This is a genomic window from Aureimonas altamirensis (assembly GCF_023702225.1).
GTDB lineage: Bacteria > Pseudomonadota > Alphaproteobacteria > Rhizobiales > Rhizobiaceae > Aureimonas > Aureimonas altamirensis_B.
Genome location: NZ_JAMQCO010000011.1, coordinates 86,024 through 107,519, shown reverse-complemented (window position 1 = coordinate 107,519; position 21,496 = coordinate 86,024). Strand labels below are relative to the sequence as shown.

At 66.7% G+C, this 21,496-nt stretch carries 12 protein-coding genes and 1 pseudogene; 4 read left to right on the top strand and 9 right to left on the bottom strand.

The genetic code is table 11. The annotated features are described in order from the left end of the window. Window positions 1–226 precede the first annotated feature (226 nt). Window positions 227–1,036: a hypothetical protein gene (locus tag NDN16_RS17645; protein ID WP_251114774.1), complete on the top strand. Its 810-nt coding sequence runs from the start codon at window positions 227–229 to the stop codon at window positions 1,034–1,036. A 414-nt stretch (window positions 1,037–1,450) separates the two neighbouring features. On the opposite strand, the gene NDN16_RS17640 is transcribed toward NDN16_RS17645, so the two are convergent. The 7 genes from NDN16_RS17640 to NDN16_RS17610 form a co-directional block, all read right to left on the bottom strand. Beyond that, window positions 1,451–1,639, bottom strand: a complete 189-nt coding sequence (locus NDN16_RS17640) for a helix-turn-helix transcriptional regulator (RefSeq protein ID WP_251114773.1) — start codon at window positions 1,637–1,639, stop codon at window positions 1,451–1,453. Next, complete coding sequence (locus tag NDN16_RS17635; protein ID WP_251114772.1) at window positions 1,636–2,028, bottom strand: hypothetical protein; 393 nt, start codon at window positions 2,026–2,028, stop codon at window positions 1,636–1,638. Before NDN16_RS17635 ends, NDN16_RS17640 begins: the two co-directional genes overlap by 4 nt. Window positions 2,029–2,510: 482 nt before the next feature. Beyond that, a complete protein-coding gene (locus NDN16_RS17630; RefSeq protein WP_251114771.1) occupies window positions 2,511–4,079 on the bottom strand; it encodes a S8 family serine peptidase in 1,569 nt (522 codons plus the stop codon). A gap of 26 nt (window positions 4,080–4,105) precedes the next feature. Further along, window positions 4,106–5,446, bottom strand: a complete 1,341-nt coding sequence (locus NDN16_RS17625) for a hypothetical protein (protein WP_251114770.1) — start codon at window positions 5,444–5,446, stop codon at window positions 4,106–4,108. Window positions 5,447–5,453: 7 nt separating this feature from the next. Beyond that, window positions 5,454–6,035 carry an SCO family protein gene (locus NDN16_RS17620; RefSeq protein WP_251114769.1) on the bottom strand — a complete coding sequence of 194 codons (582 nt, stop codon included), beginning with the start codon at window positions 6,033–6,035 and terminating at the stop codon, window positions 5,454–5,456. Further along, window positions 6,032–7,825, bottom strand: coding sequence for a hypothetical protein (locus tag NDN16_RS17615; protein WP_251114768.1), 1,794 nt, complete (start codon window positions 7,823–7,825; stop codon window positions 6,032–6,034). Before NDN16_RS17615 ends, NDN16_RS17620 begins: the two co-directional genes overlap by 4 nt. Beyond that, entirely contained in the window at window positions 7,807–14,382 is a 6,576-nt protein-coding gene (locus NDN16_RS17610) for a hypothetical protein (protein ID WP_251114767.1), read from the bottom strand. Before NDN16_RS17610 ends, NDN16_RS17615 begins: the two co-directional genes overlap by 19 nt. Before the next feature lie 572 nt (window positions 14,383–14,954). Between NDN16_RS17610 and NDN16_RS17605 the strand changes: the two genes are divergently transcribed. Next, window positions 14,955–16,484 (top strand): aldehyde dehydrogenase (NADP(+)), encoded by a 1,530-nt coding sequence (locus NDN16_RS17605; protein ID WP_251114766.1) that lies wholly within the window; start codon window positions 14,955–14,957, stop codon window positions 16,482–16,484. 153 nt (window positions 16,485–16,637) lie between these two features. Here the strand turns inward: NDN16_RS17605 and NDN16_RS17600 are convergent. Then, window positions 16,638–17,030 (bottom strand): annotated as a pseudogene (locus NDN16_RS17600) (cell wall hydrolase); the annotation flags it as partial. 273 nt (window positions 17,031–17,303) lie between these two features. On the opposite strand from NDN16_RS17600, the gene NDN16_RS17595 reads away from it, so the two are divergent. Together NDN16_RS17595 and thiD are read left to right on the top strand one after the other, a co-directional pair. After that, window positions 17,304–18,545, top strand: coding sequence for a serine hydrolase domain-containing protein (locus NDN16_RS17595; protein WP_251114765.1), 1,242 nt, complete (start codon window positions 17,304–17,306; stop codon window positions 18,543–18,545). Window positions 18,546–18,597: 52 nt separating this feature from the next. After that, window positions 18,598–19,401 (top strand): bifunctional hydroxymethylpyrimidine kinase/phosphomethylpyrimidine kinase, encoded by an 804-nt coding sequence (thiD, locus tag NDN16_RS17590; protein WP_251114764.1) that lies wholly within the window; start codon window positions 18,598–18,600, stop codon window positions 19,399–19,401. Window positions 19,402–19,407: 6 nt separating this feature from the next. Here thiD and NDN16_RS17585 read toward each other — a convergent pair whose 3' ends face one another. After that, window positions 19,408–21,312, bottom strand: coding sequence for a potassium transporter Kup (locus NDN16_RS17585; RefSeq protein WP_251114763.1), 1,905 nt, complete (start codon window positions 21,310–21,312; stop codon window positions 19,408–19,410). Between the last annotated feature and the right edge of the window lie 184 nt (window positions 21,313–21,496).

The window sequence follows — 21,496 nt, the reverse complement described above, 5'->3', positions numbered from 1 at the left end:
TTGACTTGCAGGTTTGAGGCAACACCGCCACGAGAGTACCCGTGGCATAGCAAGGAGCTTGGGCGGCAACGCAGCATCTGAGGACCGACGTCTTTAATTCGGAACGCGGACGGGCAGGCGCCGCGACGAGAGCTAAGAGGTGCAGAAAACGAGTGTGTCTCTGGCAACCGTGTCATCTGACGCATGGTGACGTAAGGGCTTGAGTTTGTGCGTAGGCGAATATCAAATGCCCGATGAAGAGGGGCGTTCGATGACACTATGTATTGTGTGGCGCACAGAGCGGAGTATTCGTTATGCATCCGATTCACGCCTAAGCTTCGGTTCGACTTATGTGGACGCGGGCATTAAGATCGCCCGAGTGCCTTACAACGTCTATTCAGTAGGTGGTCCTGGCGAGCCGGATCCACTGCTGGTGTCAGGCGACCTCGGAATGGCTTTTGCAGGCTCGTCCGTCGTGGCGCTGATGGCGAAGGAGGCGCTTGCGGAAATATTACTTAACGTCCAGGGGGTGCCCGGCCATCATAGCGGCAGCATGGATGAGATCGCAGCTCTGATCCGAGCCGGATTTGAGGTCATCGCAAAGAAGATAAGCTACGCACTGCTCGAGAATGCAAGGACATGCATTGTCTTCGCTGGATACTGTGTGGCGCGGCAGACTCTTCGAGCGTTTCGCTTAGAGCTGACTTCGTTGAACGCCGTCACTCTGATCGAGGTACTGACGAAACCCGGTGAGATCGAGATATTTGGCTCAGGCGAACAGGCAGCACGTGCTCGACTTCCAACATCTCCCGGGCTCCGCGCCGTAATGGATGCTCTCCAAAGCATCATAGAAGATGCCTCTGTAACTGACGTCGGAGGCAATATCCAATTTGGGGAATTCAAGGATCGACAGTTTCAGCCCATGGGGGTCGCAGTCCTAGGAAATTCTCAAGCGGGTGTGCACTATTGGCGCGGACCTATTGATTTGAACGCAGATGAATTCAATTCAGCGCAAGGGCCTCTGCCGCGCTTCCCGCTCTTGGACAGGATCAGCTGATAGGCGCTTAGATCGCCTTTACTGTTTCGGAGTTAACGACATTGCTCCCTTCTCCGCGAGTCTACTACGTATGAATAGCGCATCTCGGCAGGATGACCGATCTGCGGCCTTGCACTCTTGATAGATGCCCGTCCGTTTCGTGCAACGCCGCCTTCCGCCCTGTTTCCCGCGACTGTCGGGTTTCGGGCGACGACGGAAGTACTTTGAACGACGACAATGGGGACGTTTGCTGAACGGCGTCTTTCCCCTATTCTTCATTGAAACCGGTCGGTCCGCTGTCGGCCCCGAACCATACGAAACAGAAACTGGTTGAGTGGGGTGGAAAGCTTCCGATCCGCTTATGGGGCGGATGAGCGAAAAGCTGCCAGTTGCGACTGCAACGAAATCTTTACGAAGGTTCGTTTTGAGATACCTTCACGGCTGGAAGATTACCTCGATTGGAAGGGCGAAGGCGGCGGAAATCTGAAAGGCGAGCGGAAGGGATGGGTTGTATCGCCCTGCCTCGATTGCGTTGACAGTCTGGCGCGATACCCCAAGCCGTTCCCCTAGATCGCTCTGACTCCAACCACGCTCCGCACGCAGTTCTCGTAGCCGATTATTCATCGGTAGCGCCTACTGGAAACGAGCCCTCCTGCGAACCATAGTGCGGCCATGATCGGCCAAACGCCAAATGCAGGGAGCTTCGGCGCACCGACGCCTTCGGCAAACCCCCAAGCGAAGGTGAGGAAGGCTGTTCCCACGAAAGCGAAGGCGAGAGCCTCGAACTGAACCCGGCGCTCCAGCTCGTCCATGTGCTGCACCGCACGCATCACAGCCCACAGCACGGCACCGCAGCCGGCCATAGGCGTGAGGGCTAGAATGATGAGAAGCACTCCGGATGGCTCCCAGGTGACCTGAGCCCAGATCGAAGCAACGAGGAGGGCGGCGTACAAACCGAGCCCAGCCGTGAACTCGTATGCGAAGCGCGTACGCCAATGCATGAAAGCCTCCATGGAAAGTATCCTTTCCATTCCCTCCCATGGATAGCTTTGTAATACAAGCTTTACATTCCTGCCCTACACTCGAACGACCGCTTTAGCGACATCGCCGGGCTACGTTGTACGGCACTAATGGGGTCGTGAGCGGACCAGGCAAACTTCGCCCGATGATGCGAACCCAGACGTCAGCTTACCGCCAAGCGTTCACCAGAACCGGACGGTCGGGAATCGGCCCCAAAACCGCCGATCATAAGTCTTCGGCCGTAGTAGCGCCTTCGTCGACAGCTTGAGGCCTTGGCCCTTTTAATGCATCGAGAGTCAAGGGCTCTGGCTATCGCACCTTGGTAGCTGGCGATGGCTCGAAATGTCACCACCCCGCTGATGAGGTGAGACACCTATTATTCCAATGGTCTACCAGCAGAGACACTACTGGAATTTAGAGGGCTATAGCGTAGATGTACCTGTCATCTTCACCCGGCGCGGCGCGCCACCCCTACTCAGGCCTGCCCCACGAGCTTCAACGCCGCCTCGGCGTTGACCAGCCCATGGCCCGTCGCCTGGTTGGGCAGCGGGCCTGCCGCCTCGACGCCGAAGAAGTTGCGCCCGATCGATACGGGCGTGGCGGAGCGAGCCAGGATCGACTTGAGACCCCCATTGTCCAGCACCTTGCCGAGCCGCCGCGCCTCGGCCACCAGCAGGCTGGCGACGCCGGCGATCTGTGCCGTGGCGGCGCTCGTGCCGCTGGCGCCGGCCCAGCCGTCCGACCTGTCCGTTTCGTCCGAATCAGGAAAGGCCGGATCCGCCGGACCTGTCGCGGCGACGGCCTGGGCGGCATCCAGCCGCGAGCCGGGCGGGCAGGGCAGCATCAGGTAGATGCCGCGCGGCGTCTGGCCGCAAAGACCGCAGACATCCGGCACGATCCGCCCCGGATAGCGGATGCTGGCAAAGCCGCTGGCATAGTTGCTGGCTTCGAGCCGGCCAGCCGGGTCGGCGTAGACGCCGCCCACGGCGACGACCTCGTTCATCGACGCCGGCCAGGCGCGTACGCCGTTGCCGGCGGCAAACAGCACGATCTTGCCGTCGGCCACGAGCTTCTGGATCGTTGCCCGCACCACGCCGAAGACCTGCTCTTCCTCGAAACCCCACGAGCAGGAAACGATGTCGACACCCATGGCGGCCTGGCCAGCGCGCTGCAGCGGCACATGGGCGGGCAGGGACAGGTCGTGCTTGAAGCCCTTTACCCTTGCGCCCGGCGCGACCGCGAAGACGTTGAAAGCCATGGCGGTGCCGTGGCCGACCTCGTCGATCTCGGGCGTATCGCCCGGCCGGGTCGATACGCGCTCGATATCGAGCCCGTTGGCCGCGAAATAGGGGTGGGGATAGAAGCCGGTATCGATCATCCCGACAACGGCGCCGGCGCCGGTATGGCCGGCCGGAACGTTGAGATGGCGGCGCACCGTGGCGATGTCGATGGTCGGATAGGCGCAGGTCGGCGCCGTTGCGCTGACCGGCTGGAAATAGAGAGGCGGCGGCTCGAAGACGACATCGTCGGCATCGTCGCTGAAATCGGCCGGCAAGCTCAACGAGCGATGCGGCGCTACGAAAAGCTCCTCCGGCAGGGGCGGCCCTGGATTTTGCCGGAAAATCTGCGTCGAGCGCAGCCGTGCAAGGCCCGCGCGCGCCTGCAGCACGAGCTCGACACCCAGCACCGAGCGCGCCAGCTCGGCCGGGCCGCGGGCGACCACGCCGAACCAGCCCTCGTCCAGCACCTCGAATCCCAATGCACGCAAGCGCATCGCCGTGCGGCCCTTCTCGTCTTCGCGCGCCAGCAGACGGTCGATGGGAGGCAGGCGCAGACTGCCGCGATAGGCCTGGATCCGCTCGCGCGAGATGGTGCGGGTGGTGACGGTGAATGTGACGTTCTGCGACAGTTGCTCGACCCGACGCAGCAGCCGGGCGGAGCGGTTCAGCATGGGCGCAAGCCCCTCTGCGATCTCCAGCGCCTTGCGCTCGCTGGCGAAGGACCGGGCGCCAACGCGAAACAGCCTGGTCGGGGGTCGGGGCATGTCCGTCTCCTTCGTGATTGTCGCGTTCAGGGTCGAAGCAGGATCGATGCCTCCTCGACCCTGACCTCCCGCGTGCCGGTCAACGGGTTCTGCCTGTAGTCCAGCCTGGGCCAGACGCCGAAATCCTGCGGGCCGATCCGCTCCAGCGCCTCGACCAGCCGGCGCCGGGTCACCGAACGGCCGGCCTCGATGGCCGCCTTGACGGCAAGTTCGGCCGCCACATAGGCGGCGCGGTCGGTGTCGAGCGGCTCGCTGGTGCCGGCCAGCCGGGCCAGTCGGGCGGCGTCGGGCCCGGTCTCGTCGGGCATGAAGCGGGTATCGCCGACCACGGCTTTCCAGCCGCAGCGCCTGAGCTGCGCCCCATCCATGCCGGCCATCACATCGAGCGCCCCGGCGATGACGGTGAAGGACGCGTCGCAAGTCGGCGCATCGCCCCCGCCAAGCGCCAGGATGGCCGCGCCCCGATGCTCGCCCGCCTGTTCGGGGCGCTCGACCAGCGCGATATCGCGAACTCGCAGCTCCAATTCGGCCGAGCGGCGGACCGAGCGGGCGGCGGCGTCGGCGCCGGCCAGGATCATCACCGCCTCGACGTGCAACTGCCTGTCCAGATAGTCGATCAGGGCGCGAGCGACATCGGCTTCCCCGGCGGTGAACCCGCGCACGCGGCGGCTGTCCTCGGCCAGGCCGATCGGCCGGATGGGCATCAGCTCCGGGGTCGCCTCGGCGTCCAGCCCGGCGGATGCATCGCCCCGGTCGAAGGTCAAGAGGGCGGCCAGCACCGGGCGCTCGCCCCTGGCAAAATCGGCCCGGCCGTCGAACCGGGCCAGGACGAGGCGGCGGCCATAGACGCCGCCATCGGCGTTGACCTCCGCGAAGATCGATTCAACCAGCATGGCGGCGCGGCGATGATGCGGTGCGGCGCGATCCGGCCGCGGCAGGATCATGCCGAATTCGAGCCTGTCGGGGTAGACGCCCTGGCTCTCCGGGTCGCCGACCGTGGCAAGAAGCTGGACCAGCGCCGCAACCTGGCCAGACGACAGGTCGTAACGGGGCATCGGCGCGGAAATGGCGGCGCCATCGGGCCGGATGCCGGTGGCCAGCAGGCGGCCCAGCGCGGCAGCATCGTAGGGCGGCCGCTTGCCCGCCCGGCGCGCCAGGCTGCGCCACTGGATGGACGGCATCTCACGCCCCTCTTCACGCCCGCCGGCTGCGTCCATGCCGTGGCAGCCGCTGCAGCCGGGCCGGGCCGGGCCCGTGCCGAAAAAGAGTTCGGACGTTTCCGTGGACAGGGCGGCGGCCGGTTGCACCAGCATCGTTGCCATGGCCAGCGCGCCGAGACGGCAGAGCGTCGGTCCGGTCCGGGCCATTCCCCGCCTATCCCCCGACATTCCTGACCAGTTCCATCAGGCGTTCGGTTCCGGCATTGCCGACGACGATGCGGATGAACTCGCCGCTGCCCCGATGCCTGACGACGATCAGGCCGGGATGCTCTTCCAGATTGCCGGAGCCGATGCCGAACACCCGCAGCGCGTCGAAAATGTCGGCGGGCGCGCCGCTCAGGAAGCGGTCGTCGTCGCGGGCATCGAGATTGTCGGCATGCAGGGCCATTTCGGCCAGCCCGTCACGTTCGGGGTCGATGGTCATCACCACCAAAGCCGTTTCCTGCCCCGCATCGTCCAGCTCGTGGGCGATCTTCATGGCCTGCGGCACCACGACCGGGCACAGGGAAGTGCAGTTGGTATAGGTGAAGGTCAGCACCAGCGTCTCGTCGAGATTGCCCAGCAGCCGGTCGAGGGCCACCTCGCCGCCGGTCTGGTCACGCACCATCACATGCGGAATGGGCTGCTCGATGCGGCTGGTCGACTCGGCCTGCGTGGCGGCATGATGCGCCCCATGGCCAAGGGCCGGGGTCACGGCCAGCGACAGGGTGAAGGCAAGCGCAGCGGCTGGTTTCATGGTCGTATCTCGATCTGGTCGACCGCCCGGGCCGTTTCGGTTGCGCCATCGCGGAGGGTGGCGCTGACGATGAACATGCCATCATGGGGAAAGCGCAGTGAAAAGCTGGCCAGGCCATCGCTCGACAGGCCGGCCGAGCGCGCTTCCTGAAAATTGTCGCCGGCCGACAGGACATGCAGGTCGATGGCGCCCCGCGCTGCCGGTGGCGCGCTGACGACGGCCGTCACTGTCTGGCCCGACGCGGCGTCTTCGGGGATCGTCAGGGTCAGGCGCGGCGGCGGCGGCGGTGCTGCCTGCGGCGGGCCGACATCGAAGGCCAGGCACGCGGCGGCCCTGAACAGGCCGGCCGAAATGACGGCCTCGTAGCGGCCGGGACGGGGGATGGAGACGCTGGTGCGGTAGCTTTCCCCCTCCTGCACGAAGCTGCGGGCCTGAACGCCGATCGCCGCGATCTCGCCGCCGCGGATCGCCACCGAGTTGGTGGGCGCGCGCATGCCGGGCTCGTGCGGCATCACATAGACCTCACGTGTGGCCGGCTGGGCCACCAGCACCGGGCCGAGCTCGCCCACGGTCGCCATGAGGGGCCCAGGAAAGGCGGATGGCGGCCTGCCCTGGTCGGCCAACAGGATCTGCGTCACGTTGGGTGGCCGGCCGGCCTTCAGGCTGTCGGTCGAAATGCCGGCGACGGCCCAGCGGTCTGCCAGGAGCACGGCCAGCATGTCGAATGTCGTGGCGATGCCGGCGATCCCTTCCGGAAACTGCAGGCCTTGGACCAGCCGCTGGGACACCAGATCCACAACATTGATAAGGCCCGACGCCGGGTCGTAGGCGATTGCGGCCTTGCGGTCGGCCGACAGCGCCAGCCGGGTGGCATGGCCCGACAAGGCGGCCCGCTGCTCGATGGCGGGGGCGTCGGCGTGGATGATGGCGAGGCTTGGCCCCCCCGCCAGCAGGAAGGCCGCGGCCGGCGCGCTGTAGGCCAGGGCAGTGGCGGCCGGCTCCAGTTCGTGCGTGGCAAGGGCACGCCCGTCGGCGGCATCGAAGATGAACAGCCGCTTGCCGCCGGCGGCCAGAACCGCAAGCGCTCCGCCCCCTTCGGCCGTGGCCAGCGCGTCAGGCACCGTGTCGAAACGCTGCGCGACGCGGCGTGCGGCCAGGTCATAGGCCAGGAAGCCGCCATCCGACTCGGCCGCATAGGCGATCCGCCCTGCCGCCGCGAAAGCCAGCACCCTGGCGCCCGGCTCCAGCCCCGGCAGGTCGGTGAGGGCGCCATCGGCGGCGTCCAGAAGGCGCGCTCGCCCGGCGTCGACGATCATCGTGCCGGATGACGCGTCGATCAGCGGCGGGGCCTTGGCCCCGGCCGGGGCCAGCCAGCGTATATTGGCCGAGGCAAGGTTCATGCTCGGGTCGACCGAAGCCAGCATGCCGTCTGCCTGTACGACCAGAAGCGCCACGCCGGACAGGTCGATGTCGCCAAGGGCGACGCGCCCGGTGGCGCGATAGGCCTGGGCCGCTTCCCGGCAATCGGGGCGGCGCGCGTCGGCGCGGCGGATGAAGCCGGCGGGGTGCAGGCCCGGAACGGGCTGGTTCGACACGAGGTCGATCATCCGCACCTCGACCTGCACCGTCTCACCCGGCCGGATCCACCCCCCGGCGGGATCTCTCCCGCCGATGAGCCGTATGTCCACCCGTTGCCCCGCTGCGTCCGGCGCATCCTGCGCAAGCGTTCCATGGCCCGCAGTGGCCATGGTCGCGGCCAGCAGCAGATGCCTCAGCGTGGCGGCGCGCATGTCGGCTCCAGCGCGTTGCCGCCCGCCGGCAAAATGTCGACCAACCCCCAGGCGCCGCCCGCCCACATCGGGCCGGGTCCATCGCGGTACATGCTGCATCCGGCGACGCCCGGCCGAGACTCGGCGCTGACCACGTTGCCGGGAGCCACCAGTGCGCTGTGGCCCGAGCCATAGCCGTGGCGGCCGAACTCGTCATAGGCGTGGCCGGCCAGCACGAAGGAGCGCTGGCGCGCCCGCCCTTGCGGCAACAGCACATAGGTGTCCATGCGTTCGCCCGCCCGGCCCTTGAGGAACGGCGTCGATACGCCGATGAAGGCCGGGTCGAAAAGCCGGCGAGGCATGATGACGGCATTGAGATTGCCGGGGCTGGCATCGTCATCGCCAGAGGGGCGCAGCGGGCCGCTTCCCCCGCCATCGATCCATTCCTGGCGCTCCCGGGTGTAGCGCAGCGGGTTGCCCAGCGGCGCGATGCGCGTAAACAGCGGCGCCGAGCGGTAGCCGATGGCCTTTTCGCCCCGGTCGTAGCTGTCGTCGCAGACATGGCAGTCGCCGACCGGGCGGGGCGTGCCGAAGCCGCGGTTCCAGTGCCAGAGATTGAGCCCGTCCTGATAGAAAAGAATGTTCTCGTGAACTGGCTCCAACGCGGCTTGGGGCAGTTCGGCCAAAGGCGCGTCGGGCACGCGGGCCAGGGTGATGCCGGCCAGCGCCCTGTTTACAGCGGCGTCATCGGGCAGGCGCATGGCCTGGAGCGCCGCAGCGGGACGCATGAGCACGCTGTCGTCCGGTGTCGAGGCCGGCCCGGCAAAGCCGGCGCGCACGCAATGGACCGGCGCGCTTTCGGGCGTCCGGGGCTCGAAGTCCCATTCGGTCGGCGGGTCGGCCAGCATGCCCAGGTCGTCCTCCGCCGACGCGTCGGCGATGCAGGGCGGATCCCACGGCATTGTCGAGCTTTCACCGAACTGCTCGGTCTGCGGGATGACGGTTCCGGCGGTTTCGACCAGGATGGAGCCGACCAGCCCATGCGAGGCATGGCCGATCGGATCGCTGACCGACTTGATCGGCGTCGCGCCGAAGGCATAGGGCGCCAGCGAGCAGGTTTCGACCGAAGACACGGTCCGCCCGTCCGGCAGCGTCAGCGCGCCAAGCGCGGCGTTGGGTCGGAAACGGCAGAAATCCAGATCCTTCGGCAGGTTGGGCCACTGGCCCGTCGTTTCCGAATCGGCCTTCAACTGCAGCGCCTTGGCCCGCAGGATGGCCTCTTCGTCATGCGCGACGGAGCCGATCCTCGTGCCGGCATAGAGCCAGGTGGCGGTGAGGCCGGTCGTTCCCTGGCCGACATCGCCGGGCGCAAGGGAAGCCTCCTTGCTGGCAAGCAGCGCCGGGTCGGCGGTGATGTTATGGCCGAAGGGGTAACTTTCGCGGCGCGCGTCCACCAGGCGGGGCAGGGCAGGCATCAGGGCCAGATGCGGCGTCGGCGCGACGCGCCCATTGGCGCTTTCATCGCGCTCGTCGACGTTCAGCCGCGCGATCTTGGGCAGGATGGCATCGCCCGGCGCATCGTGCATCGTCGCCGGCAGGCCGTTGAACACCGTCCACCGGATGCAGTCGCCGGCATTGACCCGCAGGACATAAGGTTCGACGCCAAAGCGCACCCATTGCCGGTTGACCCGCGCGCGGAAGCGCGCGGTGTCGACCCCGAGCCGCGCCGGTGTATCCAGCACCTTGACCTCCGACGGGTCGACGTGAACCAGCACCAGCGCGTCAGGGTCGTAGACGCCATTGTTGAGATCGTAGAACAGGCCTTCCTGCCCATTGCCCCAACGGCGATAGACCGCCCCGCCCGTGGCGGCGCCCGGCCATGCGCCGGCCCCGGCCAACGTGCCATCGGCATAGTCGCGCAAGGTGAGCGCCATCGCATAGGCATAGACGAGGGGCGCCCCTGCGGGGCACAGGCTGGCGACGTTGCGGCTGAACGGCCCGGACGGCGCCTGCGACAAGCGTGCCAGCGGCGCCAGCGGAAGCTGGTCCAGCGGCGCCTGCGCATCGCCTTTCATTTTTTCATGCGTGCGCGTCAGGCCCCAGGCGCCGTTCCACAGGGCGTCCATCGTGCCGAAATGGTAGAGCCCGTCCGCGCTGCCGCGCTCGGTCGCGGCCTGCGTGCCCGCAGGCGAAGGAGCGTTGATAAAGGGCAGCGCGGTGCTGGCCCCGGCCAGCCGCGCGGTCAGGCTGGCCTCGAAATGCTCGGATATGCCCACCTCCTGCGCATGCACCATCGCCCAGGGATTGATGCTTTGCTTCAGGATTTCGCGGCGGGTCAGGCGGTCCAGCCCGGCGTGGCGGTAGGCTTCGTCGACATTGCGCGGCCATGCCACGCCATCCACCGTGAATGTGTGCTGCACCTCCTGCGCGCCCTGGATCAGCCGCACCTGCACCGGGTCGTTCTCATAGGCCTCGATCAGCGGCGTGCAGGGGTCGCCATGCAGGTCGGAGCGGAAAACGCCGTCGATGCGGCCGGCCGCGCCGGGCTTCAATTCACTGATGCCGTCACCCGGCGCGACGGCCGGCAGCACCATCTCTCCCGCCGGGCAGCGGTCGTCCGGGCCGGTGCCCGGCCTGTCGCCCAGCCGCAGCGGGAAGGGCTCATGCTTGTAGTTGACCAGATAGGGATCGTGGTGGGTCTGCGAGATCGCCTCCGGCCGGAACGGCGGATAGACCGGCTGGCCATGGGCGTCGTGCCAGGCGGTCGTGGCCGCCGCCAGGGCGTCGCGGTCGGCGGCGACCAGCGTGTCCATCGTCACCGCGCCGCCGCCTGCCTCCGGCGTGAAGCGCAGCGGCCCGGCGGCCCCGGATTGCAACTGCCGCTGGCGCGCGGCGTCGGCAAGCCCTTGCACCGGCTCGTGGCAGGCACCGTCGATGGTGCAATCGGCCTGGCGCACCAACCGGCCCAGCCCCTTGCCATCCTGTCGCTCGCCCGTAGGGTCGTAGATCAGGGCAAAATCGGCAATGGCCAGCGCCGCCTCACGGGTGTCGCGATGGCGGATCCGCTCATCGATGCCGCTTTCGAGCGCCGATGCGTTCAACTGCTTCTGCGCATCGCTGAAGCTGGGCGCGGGCTCGTTGGCGATGATCGAGGCGATGGCCCCCACCGCGCCCGACGGGGGCACCCGCGTGTCCGGGCCGGCGCTGGAATCGGCGTCCGAACCGGCAAGGCCGGCACGCGCCAGCGGCGCGCCGCTATGGCTGTCGAACCAGGCGCTGCGCCACACCGAACGGTCGGGACCGACGCCGGCAGGCTCGACCAGAAGCGCGTTGTAGAAGCCATGCTGCTGGATCGAAGACGGACCGAAGTGATCATGTGTGAAAACGGTCCGCAGGGTGCGGTCGTGCCAGACGGTGCGGGCGTCCTGGCCGGGCTTCTGCTCATGATAGGCGGCGGTAAAGGGGTCGGCGAACCAGCGCTGGACGGTTGTCTGGTAACGGTCCCGCCGGGGGTCGAGATGGGCGCCGACAAAGGCCGCCTCCATCGCATGCGCGTCGTCGGTGCACTGGCGGTCGAGCATGCGGATGCCCATCGCGTCGACCGCGCCCTGGCCGCTGGCCTTGACCGCCGCGCAGATGCGTTCGTGGATCGCGCCCGGCGCCAGGGTGCCATCCTCGTAGTTCCAGCCATTGCCCGACCCGTCGGCGGCCATCACGTCGAATTTGACGAGGTGGATATGCTGGCCGATCGTGTCGGTGGGCGTCTTCACCTGAAAATCGTCGCGCTCAAGATTGTAGGGCGTCTCGTTGGTGTGGCGAAACTCGATGCAGTCGCCCGAATGGGCGCGGAAGAAGAACGGCTCGGCATCGCCCCGCACCTTGTTCTTGAAGGTGTCGACCTCGGCCGTCAGCACGTTGATCCGGCTTTGCGGATCGTGCCAGCCCGCCTTGTTGACGACCAGGTCCAGCTCGACGACCGACGCCTCGTAGCGGCGAAAGCCCGCCAGCATCGGGTCGGGCTGGAACAGGTTGGCGGCAGGGTCGAGCGTCAGCCGGTCGGGAATCTGCCTGAGCGCGCCATTGTCCAGCAGCGCGCCGGGGCTCAGCGGCGGCGCATAATGGCTGAGCACCCTCGGCCCGCCGCAGGGGTCGGCAAACGGGGCTCCCGCCTTGGGCGGTGCGCCATTGACCAGGAAGGGCGCGTTGCCGGCCAGGGCGGCAAGCTGATCTTCCGTCGGGTCGGGATCCAGATCGGCCACCGATGCGGTCGGGGCCAACTGCGCCGGCGCCGCGCCCGCCTGGCGGCCGATGCGCAGGCTGGCATAGGTGCCCTCCACGGCCGTCATCGGGTTGCCGCGCGCATCGCTGAGCAAGGGCATCTCGTCGACACCCTCCCCGCCGGAGTGGAATGCCATGGCGCGCCGTTCGAGCGGCGTGCCATCGGGAGCCTTGGTTTCGATGAAAGCCTTGTCGATATGCACGCTGAAATCGGCCAGCGCCAGCGCTCGGCGCACCAGCAGCTTGCCGGCGGCCTCCTTGCCGATGTCGGCGACCAACTCGGCCACCGGCTTGCCGGTCATCGAGCGCTCACCCGATTTGACGATATGGCGCGGCAAGCCCCCATCCATCGCCGTTCCATCGGCCGCCCGCGCCATGTCCATGGGTGGCTGCGATACGCGGTGGCCCGGCTCGGCGTCGATATAGAACGGATAGCCGGGAAAGCCCTTCTGGCCATAGGTGGGCAGCGGCGGCAGCGCATACTCGGGCAGGGGCACGAGCCCGGGCACCGGCGTGCCGGGGCCGGGGGCCCCGGTGGCGATGTCGGTGCCGCGCCGCGCCGGGCCGACATCGCCAAGGCGCAGCGAAAGGCCCTCGTGCGCCTGGCCGTCCGGCAACCTGCGCGACCCATCCTCGATCACGTCATGGACGCGCCACAACGCCCACATGCCCTGCGCGAAATGCGGGTAGAGATGGCAGTGGAAGATCGAATCGCCGGGTGTGCGGTTGCGATTGCCGGAGCCCAGGGCCGACCACCAGCCAAGGCGCTCGCGCGCCTGCGCGCCGGCCCCGTCCAGGCTGCGCCGGTAGGCCGCCGCCGGATTGTAGATCTTGTAGGTCATGCCCTGCTGGGGGCCGATGGTCTGCGAGTCGAGATAGGACCCGTATTCCTGGTTGCTGGCCATCGTGCCGTCGCCCGCCAGCCATTGATGGGCGTGCAGGTGGAAGACGTGGGTTTCCTTGCCGACATGGAAATTGCGAAACACCACCCGGTCATTGAGGTAGGAGTGGTGCACGTTGGACGGGTCGTCCGGAAAGCTCTCGCGCAAGGCCGGGTCGCCATTGGCCCAGGATTGCAGGAAGAACTCCTCATACACGCATTCGACGCAGTCGGCGGCCGGTCCCATGCCCTTGCGGTTGGCCAAGAGCAGCGAGCCCATGCCGCTGGCGCCGTAATTGATGGCGAAGCCGTCGCCGACGCCGGAGAACTGCGAATAATCCTCCAACTCCTTGAAGTTACGGCTGTAATAGGTCTTCAACTCGTCATGGAAAATGACGGTGAACTCGCGATAGGCTTTTCCGGCGCCGTCATACATGGCGGTTTCATCCAGCCCGCCGGCCACGTGCGGGGCATCCTGGGGTGGCACCACCACGGCGTTGAGATCGCCATGGACGATGCGGAACCCGCCCGCCCCTTCCTGCAGCAGGTTGAGAACCGGCACGCCCGCGACGCTTGCCTCATAGTCGAAGCTGGCGATGCGCGCGCCGTTGCCCCGGCCGGCATCCTTGCCCCATACGGCGTCGAAGGCGGTTTGCGTCACCTGGCTGCGGTACCAGCGGCTGCCCTCCGGCTCGACGATCAGCGCGCCGAAAAGACCGTGGATCGCCGATCCGGCATCGCCCTCGCCACCCGACGGTGCGGCAAAGCTGGAAAAGAGATGCGTACCCTCGCGCTCGATGGCGTAGCGGCAGACGAAGCTGCCGCCGGGCGTCACGGCGTCCAGCCCCCGGCAGGCCGGATGCGACCCTTCGGCAAGCTCGAGCCCCGGAATGACGAATGAAAGATTGCGCGTCGCCGGCCAGTCATAGTTCAGGCCGCCCTCGGGCGGCTCCGGCGGCTCGGGCGCGGCCTCGGGGTCGGCGATCTCGGCGCCCAGCGGGTCATGCTCGCCATCACCGGCGCACAGATAGGCGTATGGGGCGGTCGGCGCGCCCGGCTGCACGGCAAAGGCCGGGTTGCCCTGGCGGCAGAAATCCCTGGTCAGGCCGGGCAGGCGCGGGCGCAGCAGGTTTGTGACGGTGATTTCCAGCGTGTCGCCCACATTGGCGCGCAGCACCAGCGGGCGGGCGCGCTTGCAATCCTTGAGGCGGACTTTGCCGGGCACCAGCGCCTGGCCGCCGCTGCCGGCCCGCACCCGGTCGGCCACCGGTGTGTCGATGCCCTCGGCCCCGGTCAGGCCGGCGCAGGCCTCTGCCGTGTGGGCACGCACCGGCGCCACCCCTTGCTCGGATGAAGCAACGTCGCGGCCAAGCGCAAAGATCATCCCGAACGGGTTGAAGGAGCCGAAGCGATTATACACGAGCGGTTGGTCGAAGGCGACAATATCCGCCCTCAGAATACGACCGGCCGTAGTAGACGACTGTTGCTGAGACTGCGGATGCGCTTGCAACGTAAGCACAAGTGACGCCAGGGCGGTCAGGAGCCCGGTTCGTATAAGACGAGCGCGCATGCCATCCTCATCGACAATGAGAAAACAGGCAGAGTGTTTACGCTATGAACCGTTCCGACAGCAGCCGCGTAGTCGCGGGAAAGGTCTGTCACGCCTCAAACTAAATCCATTCCCGCTGAACGTCAATCTGTGGTGATAAGATGGCAACAAGGGACCATTTTTTGCACGTGGTGTCGGATCGCGGACTGGTATTCAACCGACGATGCAAAGTGAGATAAGCGTTTGTTGCCGACATCGCCGACAATTCTTGGTACGGGGGACGTGCCGCTTTCGCCGACCGCCCACGAACCGCCCACTCGCCCGGCGCCTTGACGCCGACCTTCCCTTGCGAAAGGTATGCGCCGTGGATTTGCACATTGTCTGCAAAATCCATTGTTTCGCCGCTTCCTGGCGAAAAGGATCGATTTCAAGGGAGAGCCCATATGCCGATTACCGGCGAAAACCTCATTGGCGGCAAGGCCGTGCGCGGCGCCAATGGCGAAGCCCGCGCCTTCGACCCCACCAACGGCACGACGCTCGAGCCTGCTTTCGGCGGCGCCACGCAGGCCGACCTGGAGCAAGCCTGCGCGCTGGCCGAGGCCGCCTTCGACGATTACCGCGGCCGCCCGCTGGAAGAGCGCGCCGCCTTCCTGGAAGCCATCGCCGACAACATCATGGCCCTCGGCGACGAACTGATCGAGCGCTGCGTGGCCGAAAGCGGCCTTGCGCGCGGGCGCATCGAAGGCGAGCGCGGCCGCACCGTCGGCCAGCTACGCTTCTTCGCAGACATCGTCCGCAAGGGAGACTTCCTGCGGAAGGTCAAGGATGCGGCGGACGAGACGCGCAAGCCCGCGCGCCGGCCGGAACTGCGTGCGCATATGATCGGCCTCGGCCCCGTGGCCGTCTTCTCCGCCTCGAATTTTCCGCTGGCGTTCTCGATCGCGGGCGGCGACACCGCCTCGGCTCTGGCCGCAGGCTGCCCGGTCGTGACCAAGGCCCATTCCGCGCATCTCGGCACGTCTGAACTGGTGGGACGTGCCGTGCAGAAGGCCGTGGCCGACAAGGGCATGCCGGCCGGCACCTTCGCGCTTCTGTTCGATACCGGCCGCACGATCGGCCAGGGCCTCGTGGCCGATGCCCGCATCAAGGCCGTCGGCTTCACCGGGTCTCGCGGGGGCGGCACCGCCTTCATGAAGATCGCGCAGGAAAGGCCGGTGCCGATCCCCGTCTATGCCGAGATGAGCTCGATCAATCCCGTGCTGCTGATGCCGGGCGCGCTGGCGGAACGGGGTGAGGCCATCGCCACAGCCTTTGCCCAGTCGGTCACGCTCGGCTCCGGACAGTTCTGCACCAACCCCGGCCTCATCCTGGCCGTCGAAGGCGCGGAGCTGACGGCGTTCGAGACGGCGGCAGCCGCCGCGCTCGCCGGCATCGCGGCGCAGACGATGCTGACGCCCGGCATCCACAAGGCGTTCGCGGAGGGCGTTTCGAAACTTGCCGGCAACGCGGCCGTCACGGAACTCGGCCGCGGGCAGCCGGGGCAGGGATGCCAGGGGCAGCCCGCGCTGTTCGCCGTTTCGGGTGCGGATTTCAAGGCCGATCCGTCGCTGCATGACGAGGTGTTCGGCGCCGCATCGCTGGTCGTTCGCTGCAGGGATGAAGGCGAACTGCGCGAAATCCTGGAGACGATCGAGGGCCAGCTGACCATCGCGCTGCATATCGCGCAGTCCGATGGGGAGCGGGTCAAGGCGCTGCTGCCGCTGCTCGAGCGCAGGGCCGGCCGGCTTCTTGTCAACGGCTTCGGAACGGGTGTCGAGGTGTCCGCCGCCATGGTGCATGGCGGGCCTTTCCCCTCGACATCGGACGGGCGCTCCACCTCGGTCGGCGGCATGGCCATCGACCGCTTCCTGCGCCCGGTCTCTTACCAGGACTTCCCGGAAGAGCTACTTCCGGTCGACCTGCGCGGCCTGTAGGGCCTGGAGAATGCCGAAGCCGGCGCCATTCCGGTTGGCCGGCTCCGGTTCGGGCGCAATCGACGTCACGATGGGGTTGCCGGCGGCCATGTGCGCCGCCTGCGCCTTGCGCGCCTCGCTCTGCGAGGTCATCCGCCGCCCTTCGCGCAACTGGCGCGACAGCCGCTGGTAAAAGGCGTTTCCACCCGCCACCGCCACGTAGTTCATGTTCGGATACCCGAAGCTGAGACCCGCGGTGTGGAAATACATGGCGTTGCCGACCAGCGTATGGCGCTCGCCCTCCAGAACCGCCTGCGCCACCCGCTCCGCGCGCTCCTTGCCGGCGGACATGGGGCGCGTCATCACGCCGCTCGCGAACTGGTTCTTCTGCCCGACGACGCCGCAGACCGATTCCGGATAGTTGCCGGATTCGACCCGGTTCATCACAACCGTTCCGACTGCCAGCATGCCCTCGTCACTGGACCGGTTGGACTCGAAATACATGGCGCGTGCCAAGCATTCCTTGTCTTTCGGATCGACTTGTTTCTTGGGTGCAAGATCAGCCATATCCGTGGATTGGCAGGCGGCGAGTGTGCATAGAGCAAGCATCGACAGGGCCCTGACGGCCTTGCTGGCAGCGACGTCCGATATGTTCATCTTATCCGTGAAAGCAATTGTCCCCACGTCAAGCGCTATTGGCCCCTTGCGGCGAGAACTGGGCAGGGGAACCCCGATTCTATCCTGTGCGACAATGGATCGCACACGCGACGCCTCTTGCAATGCCTGTGGCTTTGGTCTGGAAGAGGACAACCGATGGTTGATCTGCAGGAGGGGAGGCCGATGCCCGGACATCGATGCACATATCAGGGGCCGTCGCGGCGGATCGCCTTTGCCGGCCTGTTGGCCCTCGCCTGCGTCGTCTCTCCTGCATTCGCACAGGAGCGGGGCGAGGGTGCGCTCGACATCGGCACGGTGCAGGAAATCTATGACGGCAGGCTGATGCCGGACCGACAGGTCCGCACCTTCCGCAACATAGACCGGCTGTTTCCGACCCGCATCGTGGCGGCCGGCGGCCCGGTGCGCGACTTCGCGCGGTCGCAGCGCAGCCTCGACGGCCTCGTCATACCGTCCGGCGGCAAGAACTACGATCTCTACGACTACATGTCGATGAACCGCGTTGCCGGACTGATGGTGCTGAAGAACGGCGAAACCGTCTTCGAGGATTACGAGCTCGGCAACGACGCGCAGACGCGATGGATGTCGATGTCGATCGCCAAGTCGATCACCTCGACCCTCGTGGGGGCCGCCATCCGGGACGGGAAGATCGAGCGGATAGACGACCGCGTTGACACGTACCTGCCGGCGCTCAGGGGAACCGTCTATGACGGGGTGACGATCCGCCAGATCCTGCTGATGTCGTCCGGCGTCAAATGGAACGAGCGCTATACGGACCCGGCTTCCGACCGCCGCCGCATGCTGGACCTGCAGATCGGGCAGAAGCCGCATACCATCCTGCAATTCATGGGCTCTCTCGACCGGCTGGGCGAGCCGGGCACGGTCTGGACCTACTCGACGGGCGAGACGCATATATTGGGGGAGCTGGTCGCCGCGGCCACGGGCAAGCCGCTGGCCGAATACCTTTCGGAGAAGATCTGGTCGCGCGCCGGCATGGAGCAGGACGCGACATGGTGGCTGGAAGCCCCGGACGGGCTCGAGGTCGGCGGCAGTGGCCTGTCCGCGACGCTGCGCGATTACGCGCGCTTCGGCCAGTTCATCCTGGAAGACGGCACGATCGGCGGCGAACGCATCCTGCCGGAAGGCTGGGTGCGGCAGGCCGGCGCCCCGCACGAGATCGGCGGGCGCATGGTAGACTACGGCTACATGTGGTGGCCGGTTTCGCAGAATGACGGGTTCGAACAGGACGGCGCTTTCGCGGCCATCGGAATCTTCGGGCAGTATGTCTATATCAATCCGCGCCGGCAGGTTGTCATCGCCATGTGGGGCGCCCAATCCAAGCCCGAAGGCTCCTGGCCGGTGGACGAGTACGACTTCCTGGAGGCGGTGGCGCGGCATCTGGATTGACAGGCGTGGGCGGCCCCGCCATCCACGGCGTTCGAGTATCGCGGGAGGCCGAATGACTATCATCGCCATGACCATCGCAGGCTCCGATTCCGGCGGCGGCGCCGGTATCCAGGCCGACCTGAAGACCTTCTCGGCGCTCGGCGTCTTCGGCACGAGCGTGCTGACGGCGGTGACGGCGCAGAACACGCAGGGTGTGATGGCGATCGAGACGCTGTCGCCCGCCATCGTGGCGGCCCAGATAGATGCCGTCCTGGCCGACATGGATGTCGGCGCGATCAAGATCGGCATGGTCTCTTCCGCCGCGACGGCGGAGGCGATCGCCGACCGCCTGGCTGCACATGGGCGGCGTGCGGTGCTGGACCCCGTGATGGTCGCAACGTCGGGCGACACCCTGCTGGAGCCGGGCGCTGTCGACAGCCTGAAGCGCATGTTGCTGCCGCTGGCCGAGATCGTCACGCCCAATCTTCCGGAGGCGGCACTCCTGACGGGCCGCGAGCCGGCAGGGGACGACGAGGAACTGGCGCGTCAGGCGGACGGCATCCTGGCGATGGGCGCCGGGGCGGTGTTGATCAAGGGCGGCCACGGCAAGGGCGCCGAGTGCCGGGACATGTTGTTCCGGCCGGGCAGCGAGCCGCTGGCGCTGACGACGCCGAGGCTCCACACCACCAACGACCATGGCACGGGGTGCACCTTGTCGGCGGCGATCGCCGCGGGCCGCGCCAGGGGCGAGAGCCTGGTCGAGGCGACGGCCTCGGCGAAAGCCTATCTGCATGCCGCGCTGGCGGCCGCCGAGGGGCTCGGGGTCGGCAGGGGGCACGGGCCGGTCCATCACTTCCACCGCTGGTGGCCCGCCTGACTGCCGTCACAGGGTGACGTAGGTGCCCAGCTCTACTACGCGGTTGACCGGAATACGGAAATAGTCGATCGCGTCGTAGGAATAGCGCGACATCTTCTTGAAGAGCTTGCCCTGCCACCGGGGCATCTCGCTTTTCTGCGCAAGGCGGATCGACCGCCTTCCGACGAAGAAGGTCGTCGACATCACGTCGAACTTCATGCCCAGCGTCCGAAGCCGGATCATCGCATGAACGAGGTTCGGCTCTTCCAGGAACCCGTAATGCAGGGTGATCCGTTCGAAGGAGGGCGACAGGCATTCATAGACCAGCCGGTCGGCCTCGGCGACGTAGGGCGAGTTCGCCGTCTTCACCGTCACGATCACGTTGTGCTCGTGCAGGACCCGATTGTGCTTCAAATTGTGCAGCAGCGCGGTGGGCACGATCTCCGGCGTGCCGGTCAGGTACATGGCGGTGCCGGGCACCCGCGTAACCGATGTCGAGCCGGCCATGCTCTTGATGAAGCTGTGCATCGGCAGGCTGTCGCGCCGCGCCTTTTCCGTCAGAAGGCTGGTGCCGCGAACCCATGTGGTCATCAGAAGCACGATCAGCCCCCCGACGACCAGCGGCAGGTAGCCGCCATCGGCGAGCTTGAGCAGATTGGCGGCAAGGAAGGCGGAATCGATGATGAGGAACGGAACCATCGTCGCCACCGCGAGGCCGAGACCCCATTTCCAGCCATAGGCGAGAACGACGATGGCCAGGAGGCTGGTGACGATCATCGTGCCGGTGACGGCGATGCCGTAGGCAGATGCCAGCGACGATGAATCCTGGAAGAAGAGGATGAGCGCCAGGACGCCCGCCAGCATGAGCCAGTTGACGGTCGGAACATAGATCTGACCATGCTCGGTTTCCGAGGTGTGCTCGATCTGCAGTCGCGGCAGCAACCCAAGCTGAATAGCCTGCTGCGACAGGGAGAATGCGCCTGTGATGACGGCTTGCCCGGCGATGATCGTGGCCAGCGTGGCCAGCAGCACGAGCGGCAGCCGCGCCCATTCGGGCGCCGACAGGAAGAACAGGTTGGGCAGGGCGGTCGGATCGCTGAGGGCGAAGGCGCCCTGGCCGAGATAGTTGATGAGCAGCGCAGGGCCGACCAGCCACAGCCAGGCCAGCCGGATCGGCCGCTTGCCGAAATGGCCCATATCCGCATACAGCGCCTCGGCGCCGGTGACCGACAGGAAGACCGAGCCGAGAACGGTAAAGCCGACGATGCCGTGGCTCGTCATGAACCACAGGGCATGCAGTGGGTTCAACGCCTGCAGGATGGCCGGCGCGTCGCCGATGTGCAGCAGCCCAATGGCCGCCAGGGTGACGAACCACAGCGTCATGATGGGTCCGAAGAATACGGCGACGCGGCCCGTGCCGGAACTCTGGACGAAGTAGAGCGCGATGATGATGGCGATGGAAATCGGAACGATGAAGGGATCGAGCGCCGGAACCGTGACCTTGAGCCCCTCCACCGCGGACAGCACGGAGACGGCCGGCGTCAGGATCGCGTCGCCGTAAAACAGCGCCGCGCCGACCATGCCGAGGGCCATGACGATGCGGCTCGGACGGACCAGCGCCTTTTGCGCCAAAGCCATCAGGGAGAGGGCGCCGCCTTCCCCCTCATTGTCGGCACGCAGGATGAGGACGACGTATTTCACCGTCACCACGAAGATGAGGGACCAGACCAGCAGCGAGACGATACCCAGGATTTCCGCCTGCGACGGCGCATGGCCGACATGCAGGAGAGATTCCTTCATGGCGTAGAGGGGGCTCGTGCCGATATCGCCGTAGACGACCCCGATGCTGCCGAGGGTCGTGGCCATCAGGCTCTTCTTCCGCAGCGCGCGCGGATGCTCGCGCGGCGGTTTCGCGACGGTGGCTTCGCTCATTCGGAGGAATGCGCCTTCTGCACGGTTGCTATGGCGGCCCGGACGCCGGAACGGGCCCGTATACTCCTGTGGCGAGATTATGAAAAGAAGTCCTTTGCGACACGTTGCCGCAAACGTGGCGGACTGCTTCGGCGCTTATTGGAACTCTTCCAGAAAACGACAGATATGCGTGGAGGCTGCCAGC

Excerpts from the sequence above, each read along its gene's own strand:
- NDN16_RS17645 (WP_251114774.1), top strand. The coding sequence starts at position 227 with ATGCCCGATGAAGAGGGGCGTTCGATGACACTATGTATTGTGTGGCGC.
- NDN16_RS17640 (WP_251114773.1), bottom strand. The coding sequence starts at position 1,639 with ATGAATAATCGGCTACGAGAACTGCGTGCGGAGCGTGGTTGGAGTCAG.
- NDN16_RS17635 (WP_251114772.1), bottom strand. The coding sequence starts at position 2,028 with ATGGAGGCTTTCATGCATTGGCGTACGCGCTTCGCATACGAGTTCACG.
- NDN16_RS17630 (WP_251114771.1), bottom strand. The coding sequence starts at position 4,079 with ATGCCCCGACCCCCGACCAGGCTGTTTCGCGTTGGCGCCCGGTCCTTC.
- NDN16_RS17625 (WP_251114770.1), bottom strand. The coding sequence starts at position 5,446 with ATGGCCCGGACCGGACCGACGCTCTGCCGTCTCGGCGCGCTGGCCATG.
- NDN16_RS17620 (WP_251114769.1), bottom strand. The coding sequence starts at position 6,035 with ATGAAACCAGCCGCTGCGCTTGCCTTCACCCTGTCGCTGGCCGTGACC.
- NDN16_RS17615 (WP_251114768.1), bottom strand. The coding sequence starts at position 7,825 with ATGCGCGCCGCCACGCTGAGGCATCTGCTGCTGGCCGCGACCATGGCC.
- NDN16_RS17605 (WP_251114766.1), top strand. The coding sequence starts at position 14,955 with ATGCCGATTACCGGCGAAAACCTCATTGGCGGCAAGGCCGTGCGCGGC.
- NDN16_RS17595 (WP_251114765.1), top strand. The coding sequence starts at position 17,304 with ATGCCCGGACATCGATGCACATATCAGGGGCCGTCGCGGCGGATCGCC.
- thiD (WP_251114764.1), top strand. The coding sequence starts at position 18,598 with ATGACTATCATCGCCATGACCATCGCAGGCTCCGATTCCGGCGGCGGC.
- NDN16_RS17585 (WP_251114763.1), bottom strand. The coding sequence starts at position 21,312 with ATGAGCGAAGCCACCGTCGCGAAACCGCCGCGCGAGCATCCGCGCGCG.